The sequence below is a fragment of the Pseudophaeobacter arcticus DSM 23566 genome (genome assembly GCF_000473205.1).
In the GTDB taxonomy this organism is placed as follows: domain Bacteria; phylum Pseudomonadota; class Alphaproteobacteria; order Rhodobacterales; family Rhodobacteraceae; genus Pseudophaeobacter; species Pseudophaeobacter arcticus.
Genome location: NZ_KI421507.1, coordinates 3,086,098 through 3,111,813 on the forward strand (window position 1 = coordinate 3,086,098; position 25,716 = coordinate 3,111,813).

At 60.9% G+C, this 25,716-nt stretch carries 27 protein-coding genes; 13 read left to right on the forward strand and 14 right to left on the reverse strand.

What is annotated here, in order from left to right; genetic code table 11:
* The first annotated feature begins 50 nt into the window (after positions 1–50).
* Positions 51–1,082 carry a zinc-ribbon domain-containing protein gene (locus tag ARCT_RS0119165; RefSeq protein WP_027241525.1) on the forward strand — a complete coding sequence of 344 codons (1,032 nt, stop codon included), beginning with the start codon at positions 51–53 and terminating at the stop codon, positions 1,080–1,082.
* Between the two features lie 256 nt (positions 1,083–1,338).
* Here ARCT_RS0119165 and ARCT_RS0119170 read toward each other — a convergent pair whose 3' ends face one another.
* The 5 genes from ARCT_RS0119170 to argH all read right to left on the reverse strand — a co-directional run bounded on the left by ARCT_RS0119170 (position 1,339) and on the right by argH (position 7,382).
* Positions 1,339–4,005 (reverse strand): DUF4175 domain-containing protein, encoded by a 2,667-nt coding sequence (locus ARCT_RS0119170; protein WP_051360886.1) that lies wholly within the window; start codon positions 4,003–4,005, stop codon positions 1,339–1,341.
* Positions 4,006–4,068: 63 nt separating this feature from the next.
* Positions 4,069–5,334, reverse strand: coding sequence for a diaminopimelate decarboxylase (gene lysA / locus ARCT_RS0119175; RefSeq protein ID WP_027241527.1), 1,266 nt, complete (start codon positions 5,332–5,334; stop codon positions 4,069–4,071).
* A gap of 102 nt (positions 5,335–5,436) precedes the next feature.
* Positions 5,437–5,598: a hypothetical protein gene (locus ARCT_RS28110; RefSeq protein WP_161631337.1), complete on the reverse strand. Its 162-nt coding sequence runs from the start codon at positions 5,596–5,598 to the stop codon at positions 5,437–5,439.
* 95 nt (positions 5,599–5,693) lie between these two features.
* Positions 5,694–5,882: a hypothetical protein gene (locus ARCT_RS28435; RefSeq protein ID WP_036785165.1), complete on the reverse strand. Its 189-nt coding sequence runs from the start codon at positions 5,880–5,882 to the stop codon at positions 5,694–5,696.
* A gap of 105 nt (positions 5,883–5,987) precedes the next feature.
* Positions 5,988–7,382 (reverse strand): argininosuccinate lyase, encoded by a 1,395-nt coding sequence (gene argH, locus ARCT_RS0119190; RefSeq protein ID WP_027241528.1) that lies wholly within the window; start codon positions 7,380–7,382, stop codon positions 5,988–5,990.
* Positions 7,383–7,402: 20 nt separating this feature from the next.
* Here argH and ARCT_RS0119195 point away from each other — a divergent pair, with 20 nt between their 5' ends.
* Positions 7,403–7,975, forward strand: coding sequence for a TlpA disulfide reductase family protein (locus ARCT_RS0119195; protein ID WP_027241529.1), 573 nt, complete (start codon positions 7,403–7,405; stop codon positions 7,973–7,975).
* A 30-nt stretch (positions 7,976–8,005) separates the two neighbouring features.
* Here ARCT_RS0119195 and ARCT_RS0119200 read toward each other — a convergent pair whose 3' ends face one another.
* On the reverse strand, positions 8,006–8,161 hold the full coding sequence (locus tag ARCT_RS0119200) for a hypothetical protein (protein ID WP_161631338.1): 156 nt from the start codon (positions 8,159–8,161) through the stop codon (positions 8,006–8,008).
* A gap of 94 nt (positions 8,162–8,255) precedes the next feature.
* Here ARCT_RS0119200 and ARCT_RS26540 point away from each other — a divergent pair, with 94 nt between their 5' ends.
* The 5 genes from ARCT_RS26540 to phbB all read left to right on the forward strand — a co-directional run bounded on the left by ARCT_RS26540 (position 8,256) and on the right by phbB (position 13,009).
* Positions 8,256–8,681 carry a hypothetical protein gene (locus ARCT_RS26540; RefSeq protein WP_036785168.1) on the forward strand — a complete coding sequence of 142 codons (426 nt, stop codon included), beginning with the start codon at positions 8,256–8,258 and terminating at the stop codon, positions 8,679–8,681.
* Between the two features lie 3 nt (positions 8,682–8,684).
* A complete protein-coding gene (locus tag ARCT_RS0119210) occupies positions 8,685–9,608 on the forward strand; it encodes a sterol desaturase family protein (RefSeq protein WP_027241531.1) in 924 nt (307 codons plus the stop codon).
* A 197-nt stretch (positions 9,609–9,805) separates the two neighbouring features.
* Complete coding sequence (locus ARCT_RS0119215; RefSeq protein ID WP_036785171.1) at positions 9,806–10,615, forward strand: EAL domain-containing protein; 810 nt, start codon at positions 9,806–9,808, stop codon at positions 10,613–10,615.
* 307 nt (positions 10,616–10,922) lie between these two features.
* Positions 10,923–12,098, forward strand: a complete 1,176-nt coding sequence (locus tag ARCT_RS0119220) for an acetyl-CoA C-acetyltransferase (protein ID WP_027241533.1) — start codon at positions 10,923–10,925, stop codon at positions 12,096–12,098.
* A gap of 188 nt (positions 12,099–12,286) precedes the next feature.
* Positions 12,287–13,009: an acetoacetyl-CoA reductase gene (phbB, locus tag ARCT_RS0119225; protein WP_027241534.1), complete on the forward strand. Its 723-nt coding sequence runs from the start codon at positions 12,287–12,289 to the stop codon at positions 13,007–13,009.
* Positions 13,010–13,098: 89 nt separating this feature from the next.
* On the opposite strand, the gene ARCT_RS28115 is transcribed toward phbB, so the two are convergent.
* Positions 13,099–13,254 carry a hypothetical protein gene (locus ARCT_RS28115; RefSeq protein WP_154665403.1) on the reverse strand — a complete coding sequence of 52 codons (156 nt, stop codon included), beginning with the start codon at positions 13,252–13,254 and terminating at the stop codon, positions 13,099–13,101.
* A gap of 114 nt (positions 13,255–13,368) precedes the next feature.
* Here ARCT_RS28115 and ARCT_RS0119235 point away from each other — a divergent pair, with 114 nt between their 5' ends.
* Both ARCT_RS0119235 and yddG read left to right on the forward strand, forming a co-directional pair.
* Positions 13,369–14,316 (forward strand): transcriptional regulator GcvA, encoded by a 948-nt coding sequence (locus tag ARCT_RS0119235; RefSeq protein ID WP_027241535.1) that lies wholly within the window; start codon positions 13,369–13,371, stop codon positions 14,314–14,316.
* The gene (yddG, locus tag ARCT_RS0119240; protein ID WP_027241536.1) at positions 14,313–15,167 is read left to right on the forward strand and encodes an aromatic amino acid exporter YddG; all 855 of its coding nucleotides are present in this window, start codon (positions 14,313–14,315) and stop codon (positions 15,165–15,167) included. The genes ARCT_RS0119235 and yddG overlap by 4 nt, the downstream gene beginning before the upstream one ends.
* A gap of 146 nt (positions 15,168–15,313) precedes the next feature.
* Here the strand turns inward: yddG and ARCT_RS0119245 are convergent, their stop codons facing one another.
* The 3 genes from ARCT_RS0119245 to ARCT_RS0119255 all read right to left on the reverse strand — a co-directional run bounded on the left by ARCT_RS0119245 (position 15,314) and on the right by ARCT_RS0119255 (position 16,736).
* Positions 15,314–15,493: a YdcH family protein gene (locus ARCT_RS0119245; protein ID WP_027241537.1), complete on the reverse strand. Its 180-nt coding sequence runs from the start codon at positions 15,491–15,493 to the stop codon at positions 15,314–15,316.
* A 218-nt stretch (positions 15,494–15,711) separates the two neighbouring features.
* Positions 15,712–16,518 carry a tRNA1(Val) (adenine(37)-N6)-methyltransferase gene (locus ARCT_RS0119250; protein WP_051360887.1) on the reverse strand — a complete coding sequence of 269 codons (807 nt, stop codon included), beginning with the start codon at positions 16,516–16,518 and terminating at the stop codon, positions 15,712–15,714.
* Positions 16,515–16,736, reverse strand: coding sequence for a putative signal transducing protein (locus ARCT_RS0119255; RefSeq protein ID WP_027241539.1), 222 nt, complete (start codon positions 16,734–16,736; stop codon positions 16,515–16,517). The genes ARCT_RS0119250 and ARCT_RS0119255 overlap by 4 nt, the downstream gene beginning before the upstream one ends.
* A 57-nt stretch (positions 16,737–16,793) precedes the next feature.
* Between ARCT_RS0119255 and ARCT_RS0119260 the strand changes: the two genes are divergently transcribed.
* On the forward strand, positions 16,794–17,792 hold the full coding sequence (locus ARCT_RS0119260; RefSeq protein WP_027241540.1) for a polyprenyl synthetase family protein: 999 nt from the start codon (positions 16,794–16,796) through the stop codon (positions 17,790–17,792).
* A gap of 280 nt (positions 17,793–18,072) precedes the next feature.
* Here ARCT_RS0119260 and ARCT_RS0119265 read toward each other — a convergent pair whose 3' ends face one another.
* The 4 genes from ARCT_RS0119265 to soxR form a co-directional block, all read right to left on the reverse strand.
* The gene (locus ARCT_RS0119265; protein ID WP_027241541.1) at positions 18,073–18,894 is read right to left on the reverse strand and encodes a 4-(cytidine 5'-diphospho)-2-C-methyl-D-erythritol kinase; all 822 of its coding nucleotides are present in this window, start codon (positions 18,892–18,894) and stop codon (positions 18,073–18,075) included.
* Complete coding sequence (locus tag ARCT_RS0119270; protein WP_027241542.1) at positions 18,884–20,626, reverse strand: tetratricopeptide repeat protein; 1,743 nt, start codon at positions 20,624–20,626, stop codon at positions 18,884–18,886. The genes ARCT_RS0119265 and ARCT_RS0119270 overlap by 11 nt, the downstream gene beginning before the upstream one ends.
* Before the next feature lie 171 nt (positions 20,627–20,797).
* Positions 20,798–22,447 carry an electron transfer flavoprotein-ubiquinone oxidoreductase gene (locus tag ARCT_RS0119275; protein ID WP_027241543.1) on the reverse strand — a complete coding sequence of 550 codons (1,650 nt, stop codon included), beginning with the start codon at positions 22,445–22,447 and terminating at the stop codon, positions 20,798–20,800.
* Positions 22,448–22,620: 173 nt separating this feature from the next.
* The gene (soxR, locus tag ARCT_RS0119280; RefSeq protein ID WP_027241544.1) at positions 22,621–23,100 is read right to left on the reverse strand and encodes a redox-sensitive transcriptional activator SoxR; all 480 of its coding nucleotides are present in this window, start codon (positions 23,098–23,100) and stop codon (positions 22,621–22,623) included.
* Between the two features lie 108 nt (positions 23,101–23,208).
* On the opposite strand from soxR, the gene ARCT_RS0119285 reads away from it, so the two are divergent.
* The 3 genes from ARCT_RS0119285 to ARCT_RS0119300 all read left to right on the forward strand — a co-directional run bounded on the left by ARCT_RS0119285 (position 23,209) and on the right by ARCT_RS0119300 (position 25,511).
* A complete protein-coding gene (locus ARCT_RS0119285; RefSeq protein WP_027241545.1) occupies positions 23,209–23,592 on the forward strand; it encodes a VOC family protein in 384 nt (127 codons plus the stop codon).
* A 274-nt stretch (positions 23,593–23,866) separates the two neighbouring features.
* Positions 23,867–24,337 (forward strand): transcription elongation factor GreA, encoded by a 471-nt coding sequence (greA, locus tag ARCT_RS0119295; RefSeq protein ID WP_027241546.1) that lies wholly within the window; start codon positions 23,867–23,869, stop codon positions 24,335–24,337.
* Between the two features lie 154 nt (positions 24,338–24,491).
* Entirely contained in the window at positions 24,492–25,511 is a 1,020-nt protein-coding gene (locus ARCT_RS0119300) for a hypothetical protein (protein WP_027241547.1), read from the forward strand.
* Positions 25,512–25,716: the final 205 nt, after the last annotated feature.

Here is a 25,716-nt window from a genome sequence, read left to right on the forward strand (position 1 = left end):
AAAATACTGCCGACAGCTCCCCGGAGACCGCCGGGGTCAAGGAGATCACTATGCGTCTGACCTGCCCGAATTGTGGTGCCCAGTACGAAGTGCCGGATGACGTCATTCCCGAAGAAGGTCGTGATGTGCAGTGCTCCAACTGCGGTGATACCTGGTTTCAACAGGCTGCGGGCTTTGCCGCCGATGCCGATGCAGACCGCAATTTTGTAGACACCCCACCCGCTGATCCGGCAGCAGGTCCCTCCCAGGTGCAGACCGCCGCCCCCTCGGCCACCCCCGCGCCCCCTCCCTCGAGCGAGGCCTCCGCTGCGCGCCAGGATCCCACCCCCAGCGATCAATCCGACCTCGCGGATCAGGGCACCGGCGGGAGGTTTGCATCCGAGCCCCAACCAGAGGCTTCCGCCGCCCCCGACAGCCCGGCCCAGGAGGTAGCTGAGGCCGCTGTGGCCGCCCCAGCAGAACACGATGACCCGCGCCCGTCCCAGCAGGCGCAGGACACCGCCGCTGCTGACATCGCCGAGCCTGCCCCCCAGTCGTCGGCCCCCCAGTCGCCCGCCCGTGGGTTGGATCCCGCCTTGGGCGAGATCCTGCGCGAGGAAGCAAAGCGCGAAGCAAGCCTGCGCGCTGCGGACCAAAGCCAGGCCCAGACATTGGAGACTCAGCCCAACCTTGGGCTTGATGATCTGCCAGAGAATGAAGAGGCGCAACGTTCCCGGCAGAGCAAAGACCGCATGGCCCGCATTCGCGGCGAAGATCCGCGCCGGTTGGCAGCCGAGGCCAGCGGGCTCAAACGCGGCGTGCTGCCGGATATCGAAGAGATCAACTCAACGCTGCGCGCAGCAGATAGCCCGCCGCCGCCAATGTCCGAGCACATGGCACCTGCCCCTCGGAAATCCGGGTTTACCCGTGGGTTTGCCCTGGCGATTCTGGCTGTCCTGGCGCTGGTGATGGTCTACAGCAATGCACCGCAGATCGCAGAAATTCTGCCACAGGCCGACCCCTACCTCAGCAGCTATGTGACGTGGGTGGATCAGTTACGGCTGTGGCTGGACACACAGGTGACAGCTTTGCAGCAACCATAGCTGTAAGCCGTATTACCTGGCGGACACGCCACCGTGGTGTAGTACCGCAACAGTGCCCCTAGGCGCCGCGCATGATGCTCTTTCAGAGCGTCATGCGCCCGGCCCAACGAGGACGCGGGATTTTAAATCCCCAAGTCCTGGGCGGGAGCCCCCCCTTTCCTGCGTCTCTGGACGCGGGCACATTTATCCCGAGGTAGGGCAAGTATCCCGAGGTAGGGCAAGTATCCCAAGGCAGGGCAAACCACCCGCCGGAGGCTCAGAATTGATCCAACAGACGTTCAAAATAGTGCCGTTCGTCTTCTTCGCGGTCTTGCTCACCCACCCGGCGGCGGAGTTCTTCCAGCAGATCCCAGGCCCGGCGATGCGCCCGGCCATTGCCAAATTTTGAATTCTGCTCGTCTCCCAGTCCCCCGGCATTGCGATCCCGTCCCAGGGGATCAGCTGCCGCTGTGGATGGAGTCTCGCCCTGGCCCGGCTGCTGCCCTGGCTGTTGGTTCTGCGCCATGGCCTCGCCCAGGGCGCGCATGCCTTCGCGCAGAGCCTCCATGGCTTCGGACTGGCGATCAATTGCTTCGGCCAAATCGCCCTGGCGTAGCGCCTCTTCGGCGCCATCCATGGCGTTACCGGCGCGATCCAGCGCCTCCTTGGTGGCTTCGCCCTCTGCGCCCTGGCCCAGAGGCAGCCCCTCTTGTTGCCGCCGCAGTGCCTCTCGCAGGGCCTGCTGTTGCTCGGCCAGGCTACCCGCGCCGGCTGAACCACCCTCAGAACCACCCTGCGTTGACCCGTCAGCAGATTGACCCGGAGATTGACCGCCCTGCCCCGCGCTGCCGTCTTGGCCGGACTGGCCCTCACCGCCGGTGCCACCCTGATGTTGCTGCCCCCGCCCCTGGCCGCCGCTGCGCCCTTCATTGCTTTGGCTTTCACCTGCCTGCGCATTGGGGTTGAACTGCTCCTGCAAATCGCGAAAGGCCTGATCAGAAAGCCCCTGCTGCTCTTGCAGGGTCTCGCCGAGATCCTCCATCGCCTGCTGCCCGTCAGAGCCATTCTGCCCTTGTTGGCTCTGGCTGATCCGCATGTTTTCCATCATCCTCTGGAACTCTTCCAGCGCCTGCTCTGCTTCGGCCATGCGCCCCTGTTCCATCAACTCCTGAATGCGATCCATCATCGCCTGCAAATCCTGCTGGCTCAGCGTCATGGCGTTTTCCTGCGCCTCACCGCTGTCTCCCGACGGGTTGTCGCGCTGCGCCTGACGCTGCAACTGGCGCATGTAGTCCTGCGTGGCCTCGCGCAGTTTCTGCATCAGGCGGGCGATTTCCTCATCGCTGGCCCCGTCCCGCATGGCTTGGCTCAGCCGCTCCTTGGCCCGCTGCATCCGCTCCAGCGCATCCCCGATATCGCCCTCTTCCAGGCTCTGGGCCAGGGCCCAAAGCGCGGCGGCGGTCTCATCCCGCTGGCCCTCGCTTATCGGCATCCCGGTGTCGCTGCCCTGATGCAAGGCAGCCTCCAGCCCGCGCAGAATACCGCGCATTTGCAGATAGCTGCCCGCCTCGCGGAACAGATCCTCGGGGCGGTGTGACAGCGCCCGCAGCAGCTGGGTGATACGCAGGCTATTGTCGCGCGACCAGATCAGATCCCGGCGCTGTTCGGCCACGGCAGCCGCCAGAGGATCAAAGAACCGTGGCGCCACCAGCGGTGCCCCCAGTCCCGACGAGACCGAGGATTGCCCCGCCGCATCGCGGACGGAAACGCTAAACACCACAGGCAGATTCGCCCAGGGATGCGCGGCAAAATCCTCGATCAGCATCCCTTCAAAGGCCCGCCGCGATCCGCTCACCGGCAGCGGCAGGTCCAGCTCTATATCGGCGCGTGTCTCGGGATCAGGGGTCAATCCGTGACGGCGTGACAAAGCGAGATAGTCCAGCGAGATACGCACCGTACCGCCCTCGATCCCATAGTCATCCTGCGCCAGGAAGGGCAGCGACAGGGCGCCGTCCTCAATCAGCTCGGGCAGGCCGGTTATGGAAATGCTCGGGGGTTGATCCGGCACCACCGCAACCTCCCAGCGGCGCCCGCCGCGCCCCTCGATCTCCAGGCTGCCAGAGCGCTCAACCGCGATGTCATGCTCAAGCCCCGGATCCTGCACAGCAGCCGCACCCTGAGCCGACAGGTTTTGCGCCAGGCTCAAAGCGCCGACTTCTCCGTAAAACCGCAGGGTGATACGGCTACCCTCTGCCAGCTCCAGCCGCTCCCCTTGCTGGTCATTAAGATAAAGAACCGGCAGACCGGTATAAAGCGGCGGTTCAATCCAGCCCTCCCAGGACGGGCCTGCCAATGCCGCCTCGCCGCCACCCGGAGCCATGGCCGAAAGCGTGCCAACCCGCCAGAACGAGCCAAAAATCAGCGCAATAACAAGCGAGACCAGAGCCACATAGCGCAGTGCAAAAGGATCCGCCGCAGCGATGCGCAGATTCGGGGCCGGTGCCCGGGCCATTGCCGCGGCCCGCGCCATGCGCGCCTGATGCGCCTGCCACAGCGCCGTTGCCCCGGCATCCGCAACGCCAATCGCCTGGACATCCAGCAAAGCGGTGACCGGACGGCCCGGCAGGCTGGCATCCAATCGCGCCAGCACCTCTGCCCGGCGGGGATAGCGAAAGTGCCACAGCCCAAAGATCAGGCCAGCCAGCGCAGCAGCCAGCACCGCGAGGGCAATACTCCAGAACAAAAGCGGCGGCATAAGCTCATGCAGCCCCAGCATCAGCCCAGCCGCTGTCACCGCCAAAACGGAAAACAACGGCCAAAAGGCCCGCAGCGCGCGTTCACAGACCAGCCCCGCCTGCGTTAGCCGAAGCGGCCATCGCAGGGGATACAATCGCGGGTCAGTCCTGCCAGTCTGCTTGCCAGTTTGCTTACCAGGTCGCGCCATCGCTGCTCTGCCTCCTTTGGGCGGTGCATGTGGCCCAACGCCCGGCAGGATCTGCCAGGTCTGCTACAGCCACTCCGGGATGGTATCGCGGTTTATCATTTCGTCAAAGTCCGGACGTGGGCGAATAACCGCAAATTGATCCCCATGCACCAGAACTTCGGGGATAAGAGGCCGCGAGTTATATTCGCTGGCCATCACCGCACCATAGGCCCCGGCGCTGCGAAAGGCGATCAGATCCCCCGCCGCCAAAGGCGGCATGTCGCGCTGCTTGGCAAAGGTATCACCGGTTTCGCACACCGGCCCCACGATATCATAGGGGCGGTTTTCGATACCCGGTGCCGGTTCATCCACCGCGACGATGTCATGGTGCGCCTCATACATGGCGGGACGGATCAGGTCGTTCATCGCCCCATCCACGATCAGGAACTCGCGATCTTCACCGGATTTCACATAGATCACCTTGCTGATCATCAGCCCGGCATTGCCCGCAATCAACCGGCCTGGTTCGATCTCGATCTCGCAGCCCAGATGGCCCAAGGTGTCCTTGATCAGCTGGCCATATTCCAGCGGCAGCGGCGGGGCTTCGTTCGAACGGGTATAGGGGATGCCCAGCCCGCCGCCGAGATCAAGACGGCGAATGTCATGACCATCGCCGCGCAGGCTCTCGGTCAGGTCTGCAATTTTTTCATAGGCTTTGCGAAAGGGCTCCAGCTCGGTCAGCTGCGAGCCGATATGGCAATCAATGCCAATCACCTTGAGCCCCGGCAGCGTGGCGGCATGCGCATAGACCTCGCGGGCGCGGGAAATGGGGATGCCAAATTTATTCTCGGATTTTCCGGTGGCGATCTTGGCATGGGTCTTGGCATCGACATCCGGGTTCACCCGAATGGTGATCGGTGCCACCTGTCCCAGTTCCAGCGCCACGGCGTTGATCACGGCCATTTCGGGTTCGGATTCGACGTTGAACTGGCGAATGCCGCCGGACAGGGCACAGCGGATTTCCTGCGCCGTTTTGCCAACGCCGGAAAACACGATCTTGTCGCCGGGAACCCCTGCCGCCTTGGCCCGCAGATATTCGCCCTGGCTCACCACATCCATGCCAGCCCCAACCTGGGCCAATGTCTTGAGGATGGCCTGATTGCTGGCCGCCTTCATCGCATAGCAGACAAGATGATCCATGCCCGCAAGCGCCTCGTCGAACAGGCGGAAATGGCGCTGCAGGGTGGCGGTGGAATAGACATAAAACGGAGTGCCCACAGCAGCCGCAATCTCGGCAACCGGCACGTCTTCGGCGTAAAGCGCGCCGTCGCGGTAGAGAAAGTGATCCATGTCTTGGCGATTAGACCAAAACCGGCAGGGCTGGCAAATGATTCCCTGTCAAAACCTGCGCTTTGGCAACCGCCAATGCCCTAGGTCAGACGCTGGGTAAATTCAAAAGCGGTGCGAAATACCAACCCGTGCATATCCAGAAACGCGCACCCCAGAGGCGGGCGTCTGTTCTGCCTTGTCGGCCTTAGGCGCCTGGGCATAGGACTGCGGCAAATCACAGGCGGACAGGCCAAAGACCCCAAGAAGCAAAAAAATACGCATCATTGTTCTACGGATCACGGTTCAAAGACTCCTGCCCATCATGGGTCTTGCGTTTTGCATATGTGAAAGGGGCAAAAATATCCTGGCCTTCAGACCAGCTAGAAGCCCACAAGAACATTCACCGGCCCCTTTTGCAGCCCGACCGAGCCACCAGCATGGACGCCAGAGTTGGAAATACCAATGCCCGCATTCAAAGAGGGGCGCACCGGTTCTCCGTCGACACCACAGGCGCTTAATCCCGCAGCCAAAACGGTGATCCCAATCAGGTTGACCATCCATGTCTTCATTATCGCGCCTCCAGAAACCGGCCCGGTTGCTACCGGGCCTAGATGGGGATCGTGGGCCGCAGTTCAAGGCTGCCCACGCTCTTGTTCATACGCTTTGGGGCCGCATCAGGCCTGCAAAAGAGCCATCCAGCGGGCCACCTGGGCGCGCACCTGCGCCGGCGCCGTGCCGCCATAAGACATCCGCGAGTTTACCGAGTTCTCAACGCCAAGAACAGTAAAGACATCCTGCGTGATCTCGCCGTGCACGCCCTGCATGTCTTCCAGCGTCAAATCGGGCAGGTCACAGCCGCGCCCCTCGGCCAGGGCCACCAGCGCCCCGGTGATGTGGTGGGCGTCGCGGAACGGCAGCCCCAGCACCCGCACCAGCCAATCCGCCAGATCGGTTGCAGTCGAGAAACCAGAGCCCGCGGCCACGGCCAGCTCGGCGCGGTTGGCGCTCATGTCTTTGACCATGCCCTCCATTGCCGCCAGAGCCAGCATCCAGTTGTCAGCCGCGTCAAAGACCTGCTCTTTGTCTTCCTGCATGTCCTTGGAATAGGCCAGCGGCAGGCCTTTCATCACCATCATCAGCGCGGTATTGGCGCCAAAGATCCGGCCCACCTTGGCGCGGATCAGCTCAGCCGCGTCGGGGTTTTTCTTTTGCGGCATGATCGACGAGCCGGTCGAGAAGCGATCCGAGAGGGTCACGAAACGGAACTGCGCCGACGACCAGATCACCAGTTCCTCGGCAAAGCGGGACAGGTGCATGGCGCAGATCGAAGCGACCGACAGGAACTCCAGCGCGAAATCGCGATCCGACACCGCATCGAGCGAGTTGGCGGCGGGGCGATCAAAGCCCAGCGCCGCAGCGGTCATCTCGCGGTCAATCGGAAAGGAGGTGCCGGCCAGGGCAGCAGCCCCCAAGGGAGATTCGTTCATCCGAACGCGGGCATCGCGGACACGGGACAGATCGCGGCCAAACATTTCCACATAGGCCATCATGTGATGGCCCCAGGTCACCGGCTGCGCCACCTGCAGGTGGGTAAAGCCCGGCATCACCCAGTCAGCGCCCGCCTCGGCCTGGGTCAACAGCGCGCGGATCAAGGCCAGCAGGCCCGACTCGGCGGCATCCAGCTGATCGCGCACCCAGAGTTTAAAGTCCGTCGCCACCTGGTCATTGCGCGACCGCCCCGTGTGCAAACGGCCTGCGGGTTCGCCGATCACCTCTTTCAGGCGTGCTTCGACGTTCATATGGATGTCTTCCAGCGCAGTGGAGAACTGGAAGGTTCCGGTCTCGATCTCTGACAAGACCGTGAGCAGGCCTTCCCGAATTGCTTCGGCGTCGTTATCGCTTATAACGCCTGTTGCGGCCAACATCGCTGCATGGGCCCTGGAGCCAGCAATGTCCTGGGCAGCCATCCGCTTGTCAAAAGTGATCGAGGCGTTGATCGCCTCCATGATCGCGTCTGGGCCAGCGGCAAAGCGGCCGCCCCACATCTGGTTCGAGGCTTGATCTGTCATGGTGGAATCCCGGAGATAATATGCGTCTGTTACGTCATCTTTCCCTTTATATCGCCCTGGGCCTGGGTGCAAATGCGGCATTGGCCGCAGATGTGGCCGAATTGGAGGCCCTGCGCGCCGACAGCCTGAAACGCCTGGTGGTGCATTCTGAGCCGCGCGACGTCTCGCAGGCAGAGTTTTTCCTGGAGGATGACGGCGGCATGGCCAGCCTGCAGGACTATAAGGGCAAGGTGGTGCTGCTGAATTTCTGGGCCACCTGGTGTGCCCCCTGCCGCAAGGAAATGCCGCAGATCGCCGAGCTGCAACAGGAGTTTGGCGGCGAAGACTTCGAGGTTCTGACCATCGCAGCCGGGCGCAACTCGCCAGCCGGTATCGTCAAGTTCTTTGACGAAAACGGCATCACCAACCTGCCCCGTCATCAGGACCCCAAGCAGGCGCTGGCCCGCGAGATGGCGGTGATCGGTCTGCCGATTACCGTGCTTTTGAACCGCGAAGGTGAGGAAGTCGCGCGGCTGCTCGGCGATGCGGAATGGAACTCTGACAGCGCCAAGGCGATCATTGCGGCGATGATTGACGGCGAGACCGGCAGTTAATTTCGTTCTCTCTCTCGTTCCCACATGGGGTCAGCCTTGCAGGATCGCTTGCAGGGCCGGCTCCATATAGGCGGATTTATCCGCAACGCCCAGCTCAACACCCAGTTCTACAACCGGTACAACAATCCGGTACAACAACCCGCTTTGCCGCCAGATGAATAAAACACCTGTAGCAGCGGCACCCATCCTGCCCAATTGGGCCTTCCCCCACGCCACCTTTGACAGCAGGGCAACTTGGCCGCCATTCTGAGGGTAACGGGGCATCATCAGGGAGGGGACAATGCCGCTGGAACTATTGTTGATCCTGGTGGTCGGAGGGATCTCGGCGATTGCCCTGCTTCTGCATCTAACCGGGCGTTCAAGGTCCAGCGTGATGACCGACACTCAGGCGCGGCAGGCCTGGCTGCGGCAGTTCCCCGAAAGCCCCATTGCCAAGCTGACCCTGGCTGAGGACGGTCAGGCCGCCCTTATCCAGCCCGAGGACGGTCGCGCGCCGCTTGGCCTGGTTTGGTCCTTTGGCGCTGATACCGTGGCCCGTTTCCTGGAACATGTCGAGGTGGACAAGGCCAAACAGGGGCTGCACCTCAACCTGGCTGATTTCTCAGCGCCCGGGGTGCAACTGCATCTGAACGACTCCGAAGCCGAGCAGTGGCAGCGCCTGATTGAAGGCCAGCCCGCCACGGCACCCGCCGCAAAAGAGGTGTAACCTATGGATCCGCTGTCCTTTCCTGATGTGACCCAACTGGCGGTGCCGATCTTTATCGCCGCCATCCTGGCTGAGTTCCTGTGGATTGCCCTGAAAGGGCGCGGCGGGCGCTATGAGACCCGCGACGCGGTGACCTCGCTGATCATGGGAGCCGGGAGCGTTGCATCGGGCATCCTTTTGGGTTTTATCGCCTGGGGCTTTTTTATGGTGCTGTGGCGGATCACGCCGCTGGATCTGGGCAGCTCGGTCTGGATAATCGCCCTGTGTTTTGTGCTGGATGATCTGCGCTATTACTGGGTGCACCGGTTTGGCCACCGCATTCGCTGGGTCTGGGCCAGCCACGTCAACCACCACTCCAGCCAGCATTACAACCTGACCACGGCGCTGCGCCAGACCTGGACCGGCACCTTTACCTTTATGATGGTGGTGCGGGCGCCACTGGTGCTTTTGGGGTTTCACCCGGCGCTGGTGCTCTTTGTCGGCGGCATCAACCTCGTCTATCAGTTCTGGATCCATACCGAGGCCATCGGCAAAATGCCGCGCTGGTTTGAAGCGGTGATGAACACCCCCAGCCACCACCGCGCCCACCATGGCCGCAACCCGCGCTATCTGGATTGCAACTACGCCGGGGTTTTTATCATCTGGGACAAGATCTTTGGCACCTTTGTGCCGGAACAGGGCAGCGACCCGGTGGACTATGGGTTGGTCTATAATATCGCCAGCTTCAATCCCCTGCGGGTGGCCTTTCACGAATGGGTGGCAATCTACCGTGATATGACACAGCCAGGGTTGAGCCTGAAACAAAGACTGCTCTATGCGCTGGCGCCCCCCGGCTATAGCCATGATGGCAGTCGCGACACCTCCAAGAGCCTCAAGGCCAAACACCTGGCCCGCCATCCCCAGGACAACGGCACACCCGGGTTTTGACCACAAGACCCCCCAGCTCTGACCCCAACCTGGGGCCCCACCCCTGCGCTGCAGCACATACAATTGGCTAAAGTTTTAAATTTAAGCCTCGCTTCACCCTTTTGCACGACAGTTCTTGATGACGCATAGTTTTCCCAGAAAACGGCAACAGCAGGAGGCAAAGTGTGGTCAATAAGCGCAAACTGAGACGGGCGAATATGGCCGAAGGGTCCGAGAATCCGCTGTCCGCCGCAGTGGTCTCGCGGGATCACTCGACGCTGGATATGGTCGCCGAGGCGGTCAAACACGATCAGACCATGCTGGCCTATCAGCCAGTCATGCAGGCCATGCCGCCCCATGGCATCGCCTTTTACGAAGGGTATATCCGGGTTCTGGATGCCACCGACCGGGTCATTCCCGCGCGTGACTTTATGCATGTGGTCCATGACAAGGAAATCGGCCGCGAGCTGGACTGCCTGGCGCTGCAACACGGGCTGCGCGCCCTGTCCAAATCCCCGCAGATTCGCCTGTCGATCAATATGTCCGCGCGCTCCATCGGCTATAGTCGCTGGTCCAAGGTTCTCGAAAAATTTCTGAAAAAGGACCCGACCATTGGCGAACGCCTGGTGCTGGAAATCACCGAGGCCTCTGCCATGGCGGCCCCGGAACTGGTCATCGACTTTATGGACCGGATGCAAAAGCACGGCATTGCCTTTGCGCTCGACAATTTTGGCGCTGGCACCACGGCCATTGGCCATTTTCGCGATTTCTATTTTGATGCGGTTAAGATCGACGGGCAGTTTATCCGCGGGATCTGCAACAGTCCTGACAATCAGGCGGTTGTGCGCGCCCTTGTGGGCATCGCCAAGCAGTTTGACATGCTGATCGTGGCAGAATCCGTGGAAAGCCAGGCCGAGGCCGAATATCTGGTGTCCATTGGCGTCGACTGCCTGCAGGGCTTTCTCTATGGCGCCCCGACCGTTTCGCCGCCCTGGTTGGAAGACATGAAACAACGCCACCGCGCCTAACGCAGATTTTATCCAAAGACTCGCCCAGGCGGCAGCGCATCAAAGCACTGCCTTGGCCACTGAAATCGCTGCGATGCAGAAAAGCCAGATCCACCTCGGGCCAGACCCGGGGTGGATCTTTCCGTTTTTGACATATGCCAGTTGACTCCGACCCAAGCCCTGAGACACCCTGTCAATTGCTGCAACTGCAGCAAGACGCTATATCTGTCCCGGAGAGGGAGGTGGAGATTTGGCACTTTGCGGTGAATTTATGCGCCGTGGGTTGTTTCTCTTCACGATAGAATTTGATGGCAGAGGACCCAAATAAATGACCAATGTTGTAATTGCATCCGCCGCGCGTACCGCCGTCGGCAGTTTTGGCGGAGCTTTCGCCAACACGCCTGCCCATGATCTGGGCCGTGCAGTACTGGAAGCCGTGGTAGAGCGCGCAGGCGTTGACAAATCCGAGGTCTCCGAGACCATCCTGGGACAGGTTCTGACCGCTGCCCAGGGGCAGAACCCGGCCCGACAGGCCCATATCAACGCAGGCTTGCCGCAGGAAAGCGCCGCCTGGGGCATCAACCAGGTCTGTGGCTCGGGCCTGCGTGCGGTTGCCCTTGGCGCGCAGCACATCCAGCTTGGCGATGCCGCGATTGTCTGCGCCGGTGGTCAGGAAAACATGACCCTGTCGCCCCATGCCGCCGCCCTGCGCGCCGGTCACAAGATGGGCGACATGACCTATATCGACACCATGATCCGCGACGGTCTGTGGGATGCCTTCAATGGCTACCACATGGGCCAGACCGCTGAAAACGTGGCCGACAAATGGCAGATCTCCCGCGAGATGCAGGACGAATTTGCCGTTGCCAGCCAGAACAAGGCCGAAGCTGCGCAAAAGGCTGGCAAATTTGCCGATGAAATTGCCGCCTTCACCATCAAGACCCGCAAGGGCGAAATTGTGGTGGATCAGGACGAATACATCCGCCACGGCGCCACCATGGAAGCGATGCAAAGACTGCGCCCCGCCTTTACCAAGGACGGGTCGGTCACTGCGGCCAATGCCTCTGGTCTCAACGATGGCGCCGCCGCCACCCTGCTGATGAGCGCCGATGACGCCGAAAAGCGCGGTATCACGCCGCTGGCGCGGATTGCCTCTTATGCCACCGCCGGTGTGGATCCCTCGATCATGGGGGTTGGCCCGATCTATGCCTCGCGCAAGGCGCTGGACAAGGCGGGCTGGTCCGTCAGCGATCTGGATCTGGTCGAAGCCAACGAAGCCTTTGCTGCGCAGGCCTGCGCCGTCAACAAGGACATGGGCTGGGATCCCGCAATCGTCAACGTCAACGGTGGTGCCATCGCCATTGGCCATCCAATTGGCGCCTCGGGCTGCCGGGTGCTGAACACGCTGCTGTTTGAAATGCAGCGGCGCGGCGCCAAGAAGGGGCTCGCCACGCTCTGCATCGGTGGCGGCATGGGCGTCGCCATGTGCCTGGAGCGGCCATAAAGGGTGCGGTATTTGACATAGAACAGGGCGCCAATTTGGCGCCCTTTTTATTGCCCTATGGGGCTTCGCTGCAGGTGCGACAATTTTCGCGGCATTGCGGCAAAAATCCATTGCGCAATATTATTGCGTATAGCATTATGAATGAGTAGCAAGATTACCGAGAGAATCTCGAATTGGAGGAAGACTGAATGGCACGTACTGCACTCGTCACCGGCGGCTCACGCGGCATTGGCGCAGCTATTTCACAGGCCCTAAAGGACCAGGGCTGCACTGTCGCCGCAACCTACGCGGGCAACGACGAAGCGGCGGCAAAGTTCACCGAAGAGACCGGAATCAAGACCTACAAATGGAATGTTGGCTCTTATGAAGAAAGCCAGGCGGGTATCGCCCAGGTTGAGGCCGATCTTGGCCCCATCGACATCGTGGTGGCCAATGCAGGCATCACCCGCGATGCACCTTTCCACAAGATGACGCCGCAGCAATGGCAAGAGGTGATCGACACCAACCTCACCGGCGTGTTCAACACCGTTCACCCGATCTGGCCCGGCATGCGCGAGCGTAAATTTGGCCGCGTTATCGTGATTTCGTCGATCAACGGCCAGAAAGGCCAGTTTGCCCAGGTAAACTATGCCGCAACCAAGGCCGGCGATCTGGGGATCGTGAAGTCTCTGGCCCAGGAAGGCGCCCGCGCCGGCATCACCGCCAATGCGATCTGCCCCGGCTATATCGCCACGGAAATGGTCATGGCGGTGCCGGAAAAGGTCCGCGATTCGATCATCGCCCAGATCCCAACAGGCCGCCTGGGCGAACCAGAAGAGATCGCCCGCTGCGTTGCCTTCCTGGCCTCCGATGATTCGGGCTTTATCAATGGCTCCACCATCTCGGCCAATGGCGGTCAGTTCTTCGTCTGATCCTGCGCCACGACAGAACACATGCGACAAAACAGACAAGGGCCGGTCTTTTTAGACCGGCCCTTTTTTATCCCGTAAGAACATGTGCACTATGCCCAGCGGGAAAACCCAATACCTGTGGTTTTTGCCACCCCGGATTTGCGCAACCGGAACAGTCTTGCCAACCCGGAAAACAGGGCCTGGCTGCGCTCTGCATGTGCGCGTTCCATCGCTTTCTTGACGTTGCTATGTGCTGAATATTCCATCACCTCGGCCTCCGTTCGGATCAAAATTGTCTATCTGAATCCAATATGGGCTTTTAAAGGAAAAGGCACAAACGAGACTTTCCAAGACCTCAGTTAAGTAATACTTATGTGATCATGTCAGATCGTCTCCCGCCCCTCACCGCCCTGCGCGCCTTTGATGCCGCTGCCCGCCATATGTCCTTTGCGCAGGCCGCAGCCGAACTCAATGTCACGCCCGCCGCCCTGTCGTTTCAGATCAAATCCCTGGAAGAGCACCTGGGCGTGCCGCTGTTTCGCCGCCTCAACCGGGCAGTGGAGCTGACCGAAGCCGGGCGCACCCTGGCGCCGGGGGCTGCCGAAGGTTTCCAGACCCTGTCGGCCGCCTGGATGGCAACCAAACGCCTGCAGGACAACAGCAGCCTGACGGTCACCGCAGGCCCGGCACTGACGGCCAAATGGCTGGCGCCGCGCCTCTATGATTTTGCCCGCGCCCATCCTGAAATCGATCTCAGGTTTTCGGCCACCCTGCGCAATATGGATCTGGCGCGCGATGACGTCGATGTGGCGCTCCGGTTTGGCTATGGCGAAGACGATGGATTGTATTCGGTACCGGTGCGCAAAGAATGGCTGACCCCGGTGATGTCACCAGAACTGGCCAAGCAGTTCACCACAGCAGAAAGCCTGACGCAGGCGCCGCTGATCTTTGATGATTCCATCGACTTTTTGCAACCTCCCTGCGACTGGCCCACCTGGTTTCGCGCTGCCGGGATTGATTTCACCCCAACGCATGGCACCCATTTTTCCAATGCAGATCACGCCATCAACGCCGCCGTCGCAGGCATGGGGGTGGCACTGGGGCGACGCCCGATGATCATCTCTGACCTGCAAGAGGGCCGCCTGGTCGCCCCGTTCAAGCTGGCGATTGAAAGCCAGGCCCGGTTTCGCTTTCTCTGTTTGCCCGGCGCAGAAAAGCGCCCCCAAATTGCGGCTTTTCGCGATTGGTTTCTGGCGGAGATCGAAAAAACCGCGCATATCTCCGATGGTTTCACAATTATCCCGGTTGAGGAGATCGCCGCTTTATGACCCGTTCCAAAGCCACCGCAGTTGGGTTTGTTGCCGTTCTGCTTTGGGCGCTGCTGGCGCTCTTGACTGTCGGCTCTGCGCCGACCCCGCCGCTGCTGCTGAATGCGATCTGTTTTACCATTGGCGGCACCCTGGGATTGATCTGGACACTGCGCACAGGCGGCCTGGGCCAGTTGCGAGACATCTCCTGGAAGGTCTATGCCTTTGGTTCCCTTGGGCTGTTTGGCTATCACGCGCTGTACTTCTCGGCTCTGCGCCTGGCGCCAGCTGCCGAGGCTGGCCTGATAGCCTATCTTTGGCCGCTACTGATCGTGCTGTTTTCCGGCCTGCTGCCCGGCGAGCGCCTGCGCCCTGGGCACCTGGTTGGAGCGTTGCTGGGCTTTGCCGGGGCTGCAGCCATCATCACCGGTGGCTCCGGCGGCTTTCAGGCAGAGTTCCTGCCCGGGTATCTCCTCGCCTTTCTCTGCGCCCTGACCTGGTCGGGCTATTCGGTACTGTCGCGACTGCTGGGATCGGCCCCCACCAGTTCAGTCGCGGTGTTTTGCATTGTCACCGCCATTGCATCCTGGGCGCTGCATTTTGCGGTGGAAGAGACGCTCTGGCCACAGGGGGCAGTTGGCTGGGCAGCGACCTTGTTGCTAGGCCTGGGACCCGTCGGTCTGGCCTTTTATGTCTGGGACATTGGCGTCAAACAGGGCGACATTCAGATGCTCGGGACCAGCTCTTATGCAGCACCGCTGCTGTCGACCCTGGTTCTGGTTCTGGCCGGGGTGGCGGATCCCACCTGGGCCCTGGCGCTGGCCGCCGCGCTGATCACCGCAGGTGCCGCGATCGCCGCCAAAAGCGGCTGATCACGCGGCCTTACGCCGCTGCTGCATCACCATAAAAGGGCCGCCAGATCTGGCAGCCCTGAAAACTCTGTCGCTCATATCGGCGAGGGAAAAAGCCCCTGTTGCCTGGGGCAATTTTCGGCGCAATTCCCTGTGTCGACAGGCGCTTATGCTGTCTCTGTTTCGCTAGACAGACGCTCAATCTCTTCTTTGAGTTTCAGCTTTTGCTTCTTCATCCCGGCGATTTCCAACCCGTCGGTACTGGGGGATCGCTGGGCGTACTCCACTTCCATGCTCAGGTGGTCATGCTTCTTTTTCAGTTCGGTCAGATGCGAGCTGAGGCTCATGGCGTTCCTCCTTTTAAAGCGAGACTATCAACCCCAAACCAGCGGGGTTGAAATGAGTGGACCACAAGTTTAGCTCGCTGTCACGCCGCACACGCATAGTTTTTTCATGAAATTGTCATATCGGCCAAAGCTCGCCAGAAGCCATATTTTTATGAGTCAAATCGCCACAAGAACAATAATAGCACGGCCTGAAAGCTTGCATTCTCACCGCTGAACACCTATCTTGCCGCGGGCCAGGAGAGCGCAGCGCCTTCGCGCAGAATTGCCCGCACCTCAGCCTGGTAACTCTCCACATCCGCCAGATGTCGCGCCCCTTGGTGCAGGATCAACGGCGCGTGCAGGCGAAAATCAGCACGGCCTCCCTTGCGGGCACGCAGCAGCACCAGCTCTGCCGGGCGCCCCTGGCGCGGTGCAAGCGGCAGGATCTCAAGCGAGCCAAGGCGGCCCTGACAAGCGGTCAGGATATCGGGCAAACGGTCCGCCCGCTGGATCATATGCAAATAGCCCTTGTGGGTCAGCCGACGCGCGGCGGTCTCGATCCAGATCTGCAAAGGCGTATCGCCACCCAGGGCAATTTGCCGCCCCATATCCTCGGCTGGGCTATGCGCCCCGGCGCGGTAATATGGCGGATTGGCCAGAACATGATCAAACTGCCGCTGGCGTAGATCTTTGGGCAGCGCCGCCAGATCAGCCTGGATCACCTCAACAGATTGACCGTTCTGCGCAGCATTGCGGCGCGCCAGGGCGGCATAGTCCGGCTGCAGTTCCACCCCGGTGAGTTCCAGCCCCGGCACCCGTTCGCCAAGACATAAGAGCGCCTGACCGCCGCCACAGCCCAGCTCCAACACCCGCTCGCTCGCCCGTGCCGGCAGCGCGGCGGCCAAAAGCACCGGATCCACCCCGGCCCGGTAGCCCTCGCGGGGTTGCCACAGTTGCACCCGCCCGCCCAGAAAATCATTCAGCGACAGGCTTTCCTCGGGGAAGCCCGCGTCAGAGTTTTGCCCTGCCCCGCCCGGCTGCGTCATCTGTCATTGCCAAGCGGGATTTCATTGTCCAGCATCGCACGTTTGGCCTGGGTATAGTCGTCTTCGCGCACCATCAGGCGACGTGGAAAGATCCCAATGCCACCTTCGAGGATGCTCATATTTACGTCCATCTGAAAGCAGTCTATATCCTCACCCTCAAGAAGGGCGGATGCAAAGGCCAGGACAGTTGGATCGGTGCTGCGCAAAAGTTCTTTCATGGGGATGGATCTAAGGGCAAGGTCACGGTCTTGTCGAGCCTGAAAGCCGGAAAAGCAATGAACCAAGTCACGACTCAAAAACCGCATGAATTGCTCGCTGCCACCTTGAGCAGTGAAATGGACGCGGTGAACACGCTGATCCAGACCCGCATGGCGTCAAAACATGCCCCCCGCATCCCCGAGGTCACCGCACATCTGGTTGGGGCCGGCGGCAAACGCCTGCGCCCCATGCTGACCCTCGCCGCTGCCCGGCTCTGTGGCTACGAGGGAGAACATCACATCAAGCTGGCTGCAACTGTGGAGTTCATCCACACCGCAACGCTGCTGCATGACGATGTGGTGGATGAAAGCGGCCAACGCCGTGGCCGCCCCACCGCCAACCTGCTTTGGGATAACAAAAGCTCGGTTCTGGTTGGCGACTACCTGTTCTCCCGCAGTTTTCAGCTGATGGTCGAAACCGGCTCGCTGCGGGTTCTGGATATTCTCGCCAATGCCTCGGCCACCATAGCCGAAGGCGAGGTGCTGCAGATGACTGCCGCCTCGAATCTGGCCACGGATGAAGCGGTTTATCTGCAAGTGGTGCGGGGCAAGACAGCGGCCCTGTTTTCGGCGGCCACCGAAGTTGGCGGCGTCATCGCAGAGGCCCCGGCAGAGCAGATCAAGGCGCTGTTTGACTACGGTGATGCGCTTGGCATTGCCTTCCAGATTGCCGACGATCTGCTGGATTACCAGGGCGACGCAGCCACCACCGGAAAAAACGTCGGCGATGATTTCCGCGAGCGTAAGCTGACCCTTCCAGTGATCAAGGCCGTGGCCCAGGCCACCGATGAAGAACGGGCCTTTTGGACCCGCACCATCGAGAAGGGCCAGCAGCAAGAGGGCGATCTGGAACAGGCCCTGGCCTTGATGGCCAAATACAATACCCTGGAGGCGACCCGTCAGGATGCGCTGCTCTGGGCCGAAGCAGCAACGCAGGCCCTCGCCCCGCTGCCCGAACATCCAATCCGGCAGATGCTGCATGATCTGGCTGAATATGTGGTCTCACGCCTGCACTAGACCCGGCTTTGAAACCTCAAGTTTACCCGCCCGCATCTTTGCGGGCGTGTGCTATTGTGATTAGTTGAGGCGCCCTGCCCTGCACCAGACGGCCCTCCCCCTGCTGCGCGTTTTGCTTCACATCTGCGCCTTTGCTCTGCTCACAGCTCTGACCCAGCTTGGTTGTATCGCCTGGGCATTGTCGCGCCTGTTTCGCAGGCCTCTGCACTGCTCAATGCAGGGCTGACACTGCTGCCGGGTGGCGCGCCATGACGACCACATTCACCTGCAGCTCTAGCCCCTAGCGCAGAGTGACGGCCTGTATCCACCAATCGGGATGTTCGGCGCCGATCTCATAGGCTGCCATATGGGCCGCCTTTAGCGTCGGATACAGCGCAAAGCAGGTGGACCCGGACCCCGACATCCGCGACAACATCTCATTCCCTGTACAGCGCAGGTCAGCAAGAACCCGGTCTATTTCCGGCGCCACATAGGCCGCCGGGATTTCCAGATCATTGCGCTGGTCCTTGAGCCAGACGGCACAGTCTCTTGCGGTTTCAAAGCTTGGGATTTCTTGCGGCATGGCAGGATTGTCACGCCCTGCCAGACCCGAGAAAACCGCGCCGGTTGGCAGATGCACACCGGGGTTGACCAAGAGTGCCGGCAGGTCCGGCAGCGCAACTGGGGTGATACGTTCACCAATGCCCTGCATCCGCGCGCCCCTGGCGACCATACAGACCGGCAGGTCGGCCCCCAGGGATAGCGGCAGCTCTGCAGGCACTGTCAGCCCCTCTGCGGCCAGGGCGTTCAGCACGGCTGCTGCATCCGAGGACCCACCGCCAATACCCGCCCCATGGGGCAGCTGTTTGTTCAGATGAATAGCACCAGCCCAGCCAGCCGCCTGCGCGGCCTTCCAGACCAGATTGCGCGCGTCCCTTGGCACGCCCTCGGCAAAGGGGCCGCGCAGATCAATGGTCATCTCCGGGCCAGCCTCCAGCCGCAGGCGATCACCCAGATCGGCAAAGGCCACCAGCGAATCCAGCAGGTGATAGCCATCCGCCCGCTGGCCGGTGACATGCAGAGTCAGGTTGATCTTGGCCGGCGCAAAGACCTCAATCGCCATTGGCAACCTGAAGAGGGGCAGAGCCTTCCAGTTTCAGCACCGCATCAAGACCCAGCTCCAACTTTTGACGGATGCGATCCGGGTCTGCCTCACCATCGCCGCGGCCGGACTTGATGAAGGACAGGGCACGTTTCCACTGGAACTCAGCCTCGCGTTGGCGTCCAACGGCCCAATAGACATCGCCCAGATGGTCGCTGACCACCGGATCCACCGGCATCAGCTCCACCGCGCGCTCCATATGGGCCACGGCCTCGGTGTAGCGGCCCAGGCGGTAAAACACCCAGCCGAGACTGTCGACGATATAGCCAGAATTTGGCTGCGCGGCGACCGCCCGTTCAATCATCCCCAGGGCCTCATCCAGCTTTTCCGGGCTGTCCTCTTTTTCGATCATTGAATAGCCGAGATAATTCAGCACCTGCGGGCTGTCGGGCTGCAGCGCCAGGGAGGCGCGGAAATCGGCCTCTGCCTTGGGCCAGTCTTCCAGCCGCTCGTGGGATATGCCGCGGGCATAGTGCAGGAACCAGCGGCTGCCGGCCTCTTCGGGCATATTGGACAGCGCAGAATCATAGGCTGCAATGGCGCCGGCGTAGTCTTCCTGCTGGCGCAACAGATCGCCAAGGCTGATCGAAATCTGCGGCAAGTCGGGGAAATCCCCAAACAATTGCTCCAGCACTTCGGCGGCGGCATCCGGTTTGGCGGCGCGGCGCAGCGCTTCGGCGCGGCCCATTTCGGCTGCGTAGTATTCGGGGTGATCGCTGGGCACCTGTTTATAGGTGGCAATCGACAGATCATAACGCCCCAGCTGGTCCAACAGTTCAGCGCTGAGCAGCACCGCATCCACATGTTGCGGGCTCAAAGCCGAGGCAACACGGGCATACATCAGCACAAAATCATTGGCCGCCTCGCCATTCATCACCGCCGCCAGGGTAAAGAACACCTCGGCGATGCCGTCGCGGGCGGTGCTGGCAATGGAAAAGCCCAGTGGCTCCTCTGCCTGCAACCTGGCGCGGATCTCATCCAGGGCCGGGTCACTGCCAGCGCCAAAGCTGTCATTCAGGGTCGCAAGGGCCAGTTCGAATTCGCCCAGTTGCGACTGGATTTCGACCCGCGCAAGCGCCGAGCGGCGCGACAACCGGGTCAGCTGCCCCTCATCTGCGGCAAACAGGGCCTCGGCACCGCCGTAGTTGCCCGCCGAGGCCAGCGCCAAGGCCTTGTGATAGTCTGCAAAGGGGCGCAGGGCCTCTTCCTCTGCGACGCGATCAAAAACCTCAATCGCCTTATCAACGGAGCCAAGACCCATCTGCGCCCAGGCCTCAAGCAGCCCATCGACAAGGGGGTGAATCTGGCGAATTTCCAGTTCACGGTCCAGAATCGCCTGATAATCCCCAGACAGGGCAAAGCCGCCGACCATGACGATATTGGCGGCCTGACTGCGGACCTCGCTCTGCCACAGACGCTCTGCCACCGGGATAGCCTGCGGCATCTGCCCCAGCGCCAGATGGGCAAAGACCACGTTTTCCATCAACAGCGGATTGGAGGGATCCCGCACCAGCGCCCGGGTATAATATTCAGCCGCAGTGGAAAAATCGCTTTCAAAGGTGGCAGCCCGCCCGGCCAGATAGGCCCCGGCCAGACCGTCAGCCGCCGCGCTTTGGGCCGTCAGAAAAGATCCGGATGCTGAAAAGGCAATCAGGGCCAGCGCCGTCAGGCTACGAAATTGTGAAAGTGGCACCTGGAGTTCTCCTCTGCGTGTGCGGCTCGCGTCGACACGAATCGTAATGCGGGACCAGGTGACACGCAATGGGGCGACCCGAAGGCCGCCCCAAATTTATGTGATTTCCACATGTATCCTGCGCCATAGGCGCAAAACCTCCTAATTTGCAGCAGGAGTCCGCCTCAGCGCTTACATATTTGGATAGTTCGGCCCGTCGCCACCCTGGGGTGTGGTCCAGGTGATGTTCTGGCTTGGGTCTTTGATGTCGCAGGTCTTGCAGTGCACGCAGTTCTGGAAGTTGATCACAAACTCCGGCTTGCCGTCCTTTTCGACCACCTCGTAAACACCAGCCGGGCAATACCGCTGTGCCGGCTCGTCGAATTTCGGCAGGTTGGTTGCGATCGGCAGGCTTGGATCAGCCAGACGCAGGTGACAGGGCTGGCTTTCCTCGTGGTTGGTGGCGGCAAAGGACACATTGGTCAGGCGATCAAAGGACAGCACCCCATCAGGTTTGGGGTAGTCGATCTTTTTGTGCTTGGAGGCTTCCTCGGTCGCCTCGGCATCGTTTTTGCCGTGTTTGATAGTGCCAAACAAGGACAGACCCAGCAGATTGTTGGTCCACATGTCCAGCCCGCCCAGCATCAGCGAGGCCATCAGCCCCCACTTGGACCACATCGGCTTGACGTTGCGCACCATCTTGAGGTCTTTGCCAATGGCGCCATCGCGCACCGCAGCCTCGTAGTCAGGCAGCTCATCACCGGAGCGATCGGCCTTGATCGCCGCGTAGGCGGCCTCGGCTGCAGATTTCCCCGACAGCATGGCGTTGTGGTTGCCCTTGATGCGCGGCACGTTGACCATACCGGCCGAGCAGCCCAGCAGCGCCACGCCGGGGGCAACCAGCTTGGGCATCGACTGATAGCCGCCCTCAGTAATGGCACGGGCGCCATAGGCAACACGTTTGCCGCCCTTCAGCAGATCCGCAACCATCGGGTGGTGCTTGAACCGCTGGAATTCCATGTAGGGGTACAGATGTGGGTTCTTGTAGTTCAGGTGCACCACAAAGCCGACGTAAACCTGGTTGTTCTCCAGGTGATAGATAAAGGAGCCACCCCCCGCATTCGAGTTCAGCGGCCAGCCCATGGTGTGGGTGACGGTGCCTTCCTTGTGCTTGGCGGGATCAATCTCCCAGATCTCTTTCATGCCGATGCCGTATTTCTGCACATCCTTGCCGGCCTGCAGGTCATATTTGGCGATCACCTCTTTCGACAGCGAGCCGCGCACACCTTCCGACAGGAAGACATATTTGCCGTGCAGCTCCATGCCTGGCTCGGTGTTGGGACCGTAAGAGCCATCCTGTTCCAGACCAAAGACACCGGCAACCACGCCTTTGACTTCGCCCTTGTCGCCGTAGACCAGCTCGGAACAGGACATGCCGGGGAAGATTTCAACGCCCAGCTCTTCGGCCTGTTCGGCCATCCAGCGGCAGACATTGCCCATCGAGACGATATAATTGCCGTGGTTGTTCATCAGCGGCGGCATCGGGAAATTGGGAACCCGGATTTGGCCTGCTTCCCCCAGCATGTAAAAGTTGTCTTCTTTTACCGGTGTGTTCAGAGGCGCGCCTTTTTCCTTCCAATCGGGGATCAGCGCGTCCAGACCGCAGGGGTCCAGCACTGCACCGGATAGGATATGCGCCCCCACTTCGGAGCCTTTTTCCAGCACCACGACCTCTAGGTCGCTGTCCAGCTGTTTCAGACGGATCGCGGCAGACAGACCGGCAGGGCCTGCCCCAACGATCACTACGTCATATTCCATTGTTTCGCGTTCGATCTCGGCCATAGAGCTGCTCCTTGGCTATTGTATTCGCTACGGGTCCCATCGCTGGGGGCGAGCTGGGCGTAATTTTCTTTCGCGGTTGCTTAGCGTTTGGCAACATACCAGGTCAATCCAAACTCTGCGTTAGTTGCATCAGATCCACGCTTTGCCGCAGGGGCACAGGCATTTTCCGCCGCTCAAGCGCCTTTTTCCGGCGCCGCGCGCGGCTCTGGGCTGTCCCCCATCAGATATCGTGGTCCTTTTCCCTTCTGGGCGGCCTGATCCTGCGGATTGTAAAGCGCACATTTGGGCAAAGACAGGCAGCCACAGCCAATACAGCCATCCAGATTGTCGCGCATCTGTTGCAGCGTTTTGATTCGCGCATCCAGATGCTCCCGGAAACCGGTGGAAATCCGTGCCCAATCCTCGGGCGTTGGGGTGCGCCCGCCGGGCAGGGTTTTTAGAAAGCCGCGAATCTCAGGCAGGGAAAAGCCAAACTGCTGGGCAATCATGATAAAGCTGAGGCGGCGAATGTCTGCCCGGTGAAACCGCCGCTGCCCGCCAGCGTTGCGCCAGGGCTCCAGCAGCCCCTGCGCCTCGTAGTAGCGAATGGCCGAAACCGCGAGGCCGGTACGTTCGGACAGGTAGCCAATCGCCACCCCTGCGGATTTTGCCATGCTGCGGGCCTCCCGAAAAAAACTCAAGAAAATGCTTGAGCTAAAGTTAGGTTGAGAAATTACCTTAAGGCGACTCATATTTTAACACCACGCAAAAGGACACTGCAGATGAGCGCCATTCTGGAACACGCCAATATTACCGTCACAGATTCCAAAGCCACCGCCAAATGGATGGCAGATGTCTTTGGCTGGCATACCCGCTGGTCCGGGGCCTCGATCCACAACGGCTTTAGCCTGCATGTGGGCGGCGCCGACAGCTATCTGGCGCTGTATCAGCCGCCAGCCACGCCACAGCCCCCCAGCAACAGCTATACAACCCGGGGCGGGCTCAACCACCTGGCCGTGGTTGTTGCCGACATCAAGGCCACCGAAGCGGCGGTGCTGGCCGCCGGTTTCACCCCCACCAACCATGCGGATTACGAACCCGGTCTGCGCTTTTACTTTCGCGACAGTGACGGGATTGAATATGAAGTGGTGCAATATGATGATTGACCTCATGTGGCAGGCCGCTTTGCCCAATCTTCCGGATCACGGCATTTTTCCGCGCAAACCTATTATAAAATCTGCAAAATCCGCTGATTGAGTGAATTTGCCGGTGGAGAGCTTGCTCCGCCCCCTTGAAATTTGCGCCCAGATTGGGTCAGGTAAATGCCAACACAAATGACAGGCCCCGCTGCAGTGCTGTGGCGGGGCTCTGCCTTTGGGTAAACCGACTTCACAATGACCCAAGAGCTACCCCGTTAGCCAAACGACCTGGACCCAAGATATGGAAAAGATCCCAATGACTTCTGCGGGTCACACCGCACTCGAAGCTGAGCTCAAGAATCTGAAATCGGTGGAGCGCCCCACGATTATCAAGGCCATCGCCGAAGCCCGCGAGCTGGGCGATCTGTCAGAAAACGCCGAATACCATTCCGCGCGTGAAAAACAGTCCTTTATCGAGGGCCGCATCAAAGAGCTGGAAGGCATTCTGAGCCTCGCAGATGTGATTGACCCGGCCAAACTGTCCGGCTCGATCAAATTTGGTGCCAAGGTCACCCTGGTGGATGAAGACACCGACGAAGAAAAGACCTGGCAGATCGTTGGCGAACATGAAGCCAATGTTGAGGCGGGTTTGCTGAATATCAAATCCCCTATTGCCCGCGCGCTTATCGGCAAGGAAGAAGGCGACAGCGTTGAGGTCCGCACCCCCGGTGGTGTGCGCGGCTACGAAATCCTGAGCATCCTCTACGGCTAAGGCGCAGCAGGGGCGAGGGGTGACCCCGTGTGGGTCCTCCTTGGGGTCCTCCTGGTGGTTCCTCTTGCCTCTGGCCCCGAAACAGTTAGCCTTGCGTAAACCCAGTATAAGCCCAGTATAAACCCAGCCCCACCTTCGGATTGCGAGCCTGCCTATGACTGCCCAGGATGCCTCCAAACGCCTCTCTCCCCTTGCAGGGCGCGGCCCCAATCCGGGCCAATCCGAGGCCGGACTGGGCAGTGCCGAAGTGGTGGCCATTTTGCTCTCGGCGCTCTGGCTGTTGGTGATTCTGGGGCTTTACCTGCTGGCGCCGGCAGATCAGGGGATCGCCCATTGGACGCCAACCGTGCTGACGGCGCTGGCCATAGTGATGCCCCTGGTGATGATCTGGGTGGGTACCTCGGCGTTGCGCTCGGCGCGGGTCATGCGCCGCGAAAGCCAGCGCCTGCAGGCCGCCATCGACAGCCTGCGCCACAGCTATCTGACCCATGTGCAGCAAACCGAGGCGGCGGGCGAGCCAACCGTGAGCCAGAAACTGGAAGAAATCGCCGAAGCCGCCCGCAAGACGGAAACCGCCCTGGCCACGTTCCAAAGCAGCCGCCACGCCCCCACCCGACCCGCCATCCCGGCCGAAGCCAGCAAGCTGACCACCGAGGATCAGGGCAGCCTGGCGCTTGGCACCTCGGCCGAGGACATGGCGCTGCCCCTGCCCGCAGAGCAGTTTATCCGGGCGCTGAACTTCCCCGAGACCGCCGAGGATGAAGACGGCTTTACCGCCCTGCGCGCCGCCCTGAAAGATCGCAAGGCAGCGCAGGTTGTGCAGGCGGCACAGGATGTGCTGACCCTGCTGAGCCAGGACGGCATCTATATGGATGATCTGCGCCCCGACATGGCCCGCCCCGAAATCTGGCGGCAGTTTGCCCAGGGCACCCGCGGCCGCGCCGTCGCCGCCTTGGGAGGGGTGCGCGATCGTACCTCGCTGGCGCTGACCTCGGCCCGGATGAAGCAGGATCCCATTTTTCGCGATGCAGCGCATCATTTCCTGCGCAGGTTTGACCGGATGTTTGCCGAGTTTGAAACCGAGGCCAGTGATGGGGAAATCACCGCCCTCGGCGATACCCGCACCGCCCGCGCCTTTATGCTGCTGGGCCGGGTTGCCGGGACCTTTGACTAGGGCGAGACAGGTCCGGATTTGGCGACCCCGGATTTGGTGGCCCGAATTTGGTAGACTGAATTTGGCGACCCTGGCGGGTCGCTGCCTCCGGCGGAGGTATTTGGGGAAAGATGAAATCCCGGCCCGCCCGGCCCGATCCCCCCCTGCCTTACGCTCAGCCTGACGCCACGATATCAGGGCATTAGATACGACAATCCTGACCAGT

Coding starts and splice junctions, on each gene's coding strand:
- ARCT_RS0119255 (WP_027241539.1), bottom strand. CDS start 16,736: ATGAAAGAACTTTTGCGCAGCACCGATCCAACTGTCCTGGCCTTTGCA.
- ARCT_RS0119300 (WP_027241547.1), top strand. CDS start 24,492: ATGACTGCCCAGGATGCCTCCAAACGCCTCTCTCCCCTTGCAGGGCGC.
- ARCT_RS28115 (WP_154665403.1), bottom strand. CDS start 13,254: ATGGAATATTCAGCACATAGCAACGTCAAGAAAGCGATGGAACGCGCA.
- argH (WP_027241528.1), bottom strand. CDS start 7,382: ATGACAGATCAAGCCTCGAACCAGATGTGGGGCGGCCGCTTTGCCGCT.
- ARCT_RS0119245 (WP_027241537.1), bottom strand. CDS start 15,493: ATGAGCCTCAGCTCGCATCTGACCGAACTGAAAAAGAAGCATGACCAC.
- ARCT_RS0119235 (WP_027241535.1), top strand. CDS start 13,369: ATGTCAGATCGTCTCCCGCCCCTCACCGCCCTGCGCGCCTTTGATGCC.
- ARCT_RS28435 (WP_036785165.1), bottom strand. CDS start 5,882: ATGAAGACATGGATGGTCAACCTGATTGGGATCACCGTTTTGGCTGCG.
- phbB (WP_027241534.1), top strand. CDS start 12,287: ATGGCACGTACTGCACTCGTCACCGGCGGCTCACGCGGCATTGGCGCA.
- ARCT_RS0119210 (WP_027241531.1), top strand. CDS start 8,685: ATGGATCCGCTGTCCTTTCCTGATGTGACCCAACTGGCGGTGCCGATC.
- ARCT_RS0119275 (WP_027241543.1), bottom strand. CDS start 22,447: ATGGCCGAGATCGAACGCGAAACAATGGAATATGACGTAGTGATCGTT.
- ARCT_RS0119200 (WP_161631338.1), bottom strand. CDS start 8,161: ATGGGTGCCGCTGCTACAGGTGTTTTATTCATCTGGCGGCAAAGCGGG.
- ARCT_RS0119265 (WP_027241541.1), bottom strand. CDS start 18,894: ATGGCGATTGAGGTCTTTGCGCCGGCCAAGATCAACCTGACTCTGCAT.
- ARCT_RS26540 (WP_036785168.1), top strand. CDS start 8,256: ATGCCGCTGGAACTATTGTTGATCCTGGTGGTCGGAGGGATCTCGGCG.
- greA (WP_027241546.1), top strand. CDS start 23,867: ATGGAAAAGATCCCAATGACTTCTGCGGGTCACACCGCACTCGAAGCT.
- ARCT_RS0119260 (WP_027241540.1), top strand. CDS start 16,794: ATGAACCAAGTCACGACTCAAAAACCGCATGAATTGCTCGCTGCCACC.
- ARCT_RS0119220 (WP_027241533.1), top strand. CDS start 10,923: ATGACCAATGTTGTAATTGCATCCGCCGCGCGTACCGCCGTCGGCAGT.
- lysA (WP_027241527.1), bottom strand. CDS start 5,334: ATGGATCACTTTCTCTACCGCGACGGCGCGCTTTACGCCGAAGACGTG.
- yddG (WP_027241536.1), top strand. CDS start 14,313: ATGACCCGTTCCAAAGCCACCGCAGTTGGGTTTGTTGCCGTTCTGCTT.
- soxR (WP_027241544.1), bottom strand. CDS start 23,100: ATGGCAAAATCCGCAGGGGTGGCGATTGGCTACCTGTCCGAACGTACC.
- ARCT_RS0119215 (WP_036785171.1), top strand. CDS start 9,806: ATGGCCGAAGGGTCCGAGAATCCGCTGTCCGCCGCAGTGGTCTCGCGG.
- ARCT_RS0119170 (WP_051360886.1), bottom strand. CDS start 4,005: ATGGCGCGACCTGGTAAGCAAACTGGCAAGCAGACTGGCAGGACTGAC.
- ARCT_RS0119250 (WP_051360887.1), bottom strand. CDS start 16,518: ATGACGCAGCCGGGCGGGGCAGGGCAAAACTCTGACGCGGGCTTCCCC.
- ARCT_RS0119195 (WP_027241529.1), top strand. CDS start 7,403: ATGCGTCTGTTACGTCATCTTTCCCTTTATATCGCCCTGGGCCTGGGT.
- ARCT_RS0119165 (WP_027241525.1), top strand. CDS start 51: ATGCGTCTGACCTGCCCGAATTGTGGTGCCCAGTACGAAGTGCCGGAT.
- ARCT_RS28110 (WP_161631337.1), bottom strand. CDS start 5,598: ATGATGCGTATTTTTTTGCTTCTTGGGGTCTTTGGCCTGTCCGCCTGT.
- ARCT_RS0119285 (WP_027241545.1), top strand. CDS start 23,209: ATGAGCGCCATTCTGGAACACGCCAATATTACCGTCACAGATTCCAAA.